Raw genomic sequence first — 3,986 nt, 5'->3', positions numbered from 1 at the left:
CAAACGGGTGGTGGGGGCTCCATGAGCGCCTCTTTCCAAAAGGATAAATCCTCCAGCGATTATCATAGTGTTGTGGAACAATCAGGCATCAAAGCGGGTGATGGCGGCTTTAATATCATAGTTAAAGACAAAACAACGCTGACCGGAGGCATCATTGCCAGCACCGCGCCGGCAGATAAAAACAGCCTGACCACTGGAAGCATTACCACCAGTGATATCAGCAACGGTGCCCATGCTAAAGCCAGCAGCCATGGGTTTAGCATTTCTGGGAATGACACGATAAAGAACATTGCCAAGAATGTTTTAAATCACGGCAAAGCCAAGGATGGAGCAGAAGGGGAAACCAAATCTGCTATCAGTGATGGGACTATCATCCTTACTGATACAACTGGACAGAGGGCGATGGGGCAAGATGCTGGACAAATCATTGATGCACTCAACCGCAACACCGCAGCAGCACACCAGGCAGTAGGACAGCTAGATGTCGCACCGCTTGAGGGAGCAGTGCATAATCGCGTAGATATGATCAATGATTTATCGGATGAAGGATTGGGATACTGGGACAAAATACGCGAAGTCGCAAATGTCAAAGAGCACCCAGTAGGTGAGGTTGCGCATGATGAAAATGGCAATGTCCTCTATTTAACCGATGAAAATGGAGAGTATATAAAAGGCAGTGATGGAAAACCAATAATTCTGTATCGCTATTTAAAACCAGAGGAAGAAAAGCATTTACAAGCTGGTTCTGATGGCAACAGGCGTATGTTCTATAATGGTATTTTTAACACACCAGATGAGGCTGCCTATCGTGCTGTCCAATTAGCTGATAATGCGCATGAACCCCTTTATTTTACATACCACCCACAAGCTAAAGACAGGCTCGTAGAGTATGGGGTAGCAATTTATGAGTATTTTGGGGGATGGAGTAATTCGGCCAAGAAATTCCAAGATTTTACCTCTCGTTATGGTAATGACAAGGCTATTGTTAGTGCGCATAGTCGTGGTAGCTTAACAGTAGGCAATGGACTGCGTGACTTTGAAAAGCGCGGCATTCACGGTATAGCAGAAAAAACAGATATCTATCTTTTTGGACCAGCGGATCATGCTCGATCTATAGCGAATGCATTATATGTCGTAAGCGATGGCAAAAATGATCATGTTTACTTACAAAGCCATGCATCTGACCCCATTAGCACGTTGTTTGGTTACAATGCACCTACTTTTTATAAAGTACCTTTAAATCTAGATGTTTCACTTTTGGAGAAAGGTATAAAAAATCCTTTATATATGACGCTGTTTGTAGGAACCAGTTTATTGACTACAGCAACCTCTCCATTGATAGAGGGAGGGAGGGCGTTAGGCGGGTATGATCCTAGTCCCCATAATTGTTATGGTGATGCAAGTAAAGCGTGTATAACTAATTATGGAATACCGCCTACTAAACAAATTAATTCAACTTATTCAATTTTAGAGCATTTATGGAAGAAAAAATGAGACAAATTTTGAAATTATTGAGTGGTATAGTCCTATTAAGTGTAGCTGGATGTGACATTGAAAACATTGATAAGCCTCCTCCAGAGTATGTGAGTATGTGGGAGAAGGTAGGTGCAGATTCTACTGAAGTAGGAAAAGCCTTGTTAGAATGCGGAATGCCAAGCATTTTTGATATTGATTCAGAAAACAGAAAGCTTAGTATTAATGAGGATGCAACAATTTATGCTTGCATGGTTCAATCAGGATTCCATTATAAAGGGAGAGGAAACTGGTGTTATACATTTAGAGAAGAAAACCTTCCCATTTGTCAGCCTGGTGCTGTCATTCCGAAGAGAAGTGTCGAAAAGCGCTTAAACAGCCCGTTTTGTAAAAGAAGTCCAGTACAACCTGAATGCAAGCCTTAAGTGATGATCAACAATCCGCCATCCTTGCCTTCGCTTGGAATGGTGGGATTGTTTTCTCAACTAATCATCTCAATATTGTTCACCGTTGTTTTAAGCAGCGGTGACAGAAAATATCAACAGACTTATGAGCTCTGTTTTATTGTAAATAAATCCATTGAAAGAGGGGAATAATGAAGAAAATCTTAAAACTGTTGAGTTGTATAGCTCTGTTAAATACAGCTGGATGTGTTAACTCAATTCCCTCACTTTCTCCAGCATTATGGAGAAATAAAATACTTTTAGAATGTGGAGTACCGGACCTTAATAAGGTTGTGGCGCTAGATTTGAATCAATTTGCCAGTATTGAAATGTGTATGGCGCAATCAGGTTTTCGCCCTAGCTTTACAATACAAGATTGGTGTGAGAACCATAAATCGGACAACCTTCCCATATGTCGTCCTGGTGCTGTCATGCCTCAGCGAAGTGTTGAGAGACGCTTAAATAGCCCTTATTGTAAAAAACATTCAGAACAACTTGAATGCAAACCTTAAGTCTTGCTTCAGCAGAGAAAGCCTTGTCCATCCTTACGTGACAAGGTTTTTTTTATGCCGCGTCACTTTGACGTTGCTGTTTTGCTTGCTCGATGACATTGATAAGATCCGATTGTAACCAACGGGACAAAAAACCAAATTTTAAAGGTTTTGGGAGAGAGCCATTGGTAACATGACGGCGGAATGTTGAGACACTCATATGAAGCAATTTTGCACTTTCACGGTCTGTCAAAAGAATATCATTTTCTGTCATACTAAAATCCTTTCTATCAAAAAATGGTAACAAATCATAACTATTTATTAACCACATTTTGGTTCATTTGGAAAGATGTTTTATTTATAGAAAACAATATTTTATTATACAATTTCTGATGTGATACGTGATGAATCTTATTGAGAAAGAATGAGAGACAAGAGAGCTAAAGTTATCCACAGATAATGGGGTTATTCACCCCATATTTTAGGTTTGACCCGTGACATAAGTCGCCCATTTATCCATATAGACACGGCGCTGTTCTAGATAGTCAGTACGACGATAGGAGCGCTCTACTTGTCCTCCGACTGTATGACTTAGAATAGTTTCAGCGACCTCATAGGGGGCATCGGTTGTTTCAGCAAGCCAATCGCGTAAACTAGAGCGAAAACCATGCGGGCAGGCTTCAAGTTTATTGTCTCTCATATATTGAGCCATACACTTCTCAGCGAGGGGACCGCGACCTTTAGCAGAAAAAAAGAAATCATTACGAGAAAGCAATCGTGCTTGTTTTAAAATGTCTAATGCTTCAGATGATAAGGGGACGCGAAATTCTTTTGTTGTATCACGCTTTCCTTTCATATTCTCAGCAGGTATGGTCCATATATCCCCATCAATTTGATCTTTATGAATATGACGTAAAGGATTGGTACGAACACCTGTCAGAATAAGCAAACGCAAAGCCAGTTGTGTTATGGTTGATGCTTCACAGAGTGTTTTATAAAAAGCCGGAACCTCTCTCCAATCCATGGCTGGTCTATTAGTGACCTTATGGCGTTGTTTTCCTAAGAGAGCTTTTGCTTTTTCTACAGCTTGTAAATCAACATCTACACCTAATGCAGCCGCATGTTTGAGACAAAGATTAAGACGTATCAATGCTGTTCGAGCAATTACAGCCTTTGTATGCCAAATGGGAGAAAGGGTATTGCGTATCTCTGTTTGCGTAATCTCTGAAACGGGTAAACAGCCTAATTTAGGGAGAATATGAAGGCGTAAAGGTGTAAACCATTTACCATTTTTACCATCACCTTTTAATTCAGCTTTACGAGTTTCAAAAGTATCTAGTGCAATATCTTTTAAGTAATGGAGATTGCTTATTGCCTCACGCTTTTGTTTTTCACGTTCTTTAATAGGGTCACGCCCTTCACGTAAAACAGCCCGCCATCCTGTTGCCAATTCACGGGCTTGTTTTAAAGAAACATCTCTTAAAGCACCCAAGCCCATTTCACGGCGCCGACCATGAATGGTATAACGATAAAGCCATTGAGCACCACCATCTTTACGCTTATGGAGAAGCAAGCCGGC

General features: G+C 40.9%; 4 protein-coding genes and 1 pseudogene. 3 read left to right on the top strand and 2 right to left on the bottom strand.

Translation table 11 applies throughout. The features are described 5' to 3' along the window. The 3 genes and pseudogenes from ACFIK3_RS09015 to ACFIK3_RS09005 form a co-directional block, all read left to right on the top strand. Positions 1-1,494, top strand: a pseudogene (locus ACFIK3_RS09015) (filamentous hemagglutinin); the annotation flags it as partial. After that, on the top strand, positions 1,491-1,898 hold the full coding sequence (locus tag ACFIK3_RS09010; RefSeq protein WP_041581383.1) for a hypothetical protein: 408 nt from the start codon (positions 1,491-1,493) through the stop codon (positions 1,896-1,898). The pseudogene ACFIK3_RS09015 and the gene ACFIK3_RS09010, both read left to right, overlap by 4 nt. Before the next feature lie 170 nt (positions 1,899-2,068). Further along, positions 2,069-2,428, top strand: coding sequence for a hypothetical protein (locus tag ACFIK3_RS09005; protein WP_375632751.1), 360 nt, complete (start codon positions 2,069-2,071; stop codon positions 2,426-2,428). A 52-nt stretch (positions 2,429-2,480) separates the two neighbouring features. Here ACFIK3_RS09005 and ACFIK3_RS09000 read toward each other — a convergent pair whose 3' ends face one another. Then, the gene (locus ACFIK3_RS09000) at positions 2,481-2,681 is read right to left on the bottom strand and encodes an AlpA family transcriptional regulator (protein ID WP_011180791.1); all 201 of its coding nucleotides are present in this window, start codon (positions 2,679-2,681) and stop codon (positions 2,481-2,483) included. Between the two features lie 207 nt (positions 2,682-2,888). Then, positions 2,889-3,986 (bottom strand): tyrosine-type recombinase/integrase (locus ACFIK3_RS08995; protein WP_375676585.1); only part of this gene is annotated, 1,098 nt, incomplete at its 5' end.

This window comes from Bartonella sp. CB10SXKL (assembly GCF_042195515.1).
Classification (GTDB): domain Bacteria; phylum Pseudomonadota; class Alphaproteobacteria; order Rhizobiales; family Rhizobiaceae; genus Bartonella.
Note: the sequence above shows the minus strand (reverse complement) of the source record. Positions and strands in the feature narration are given on the sequence as shown.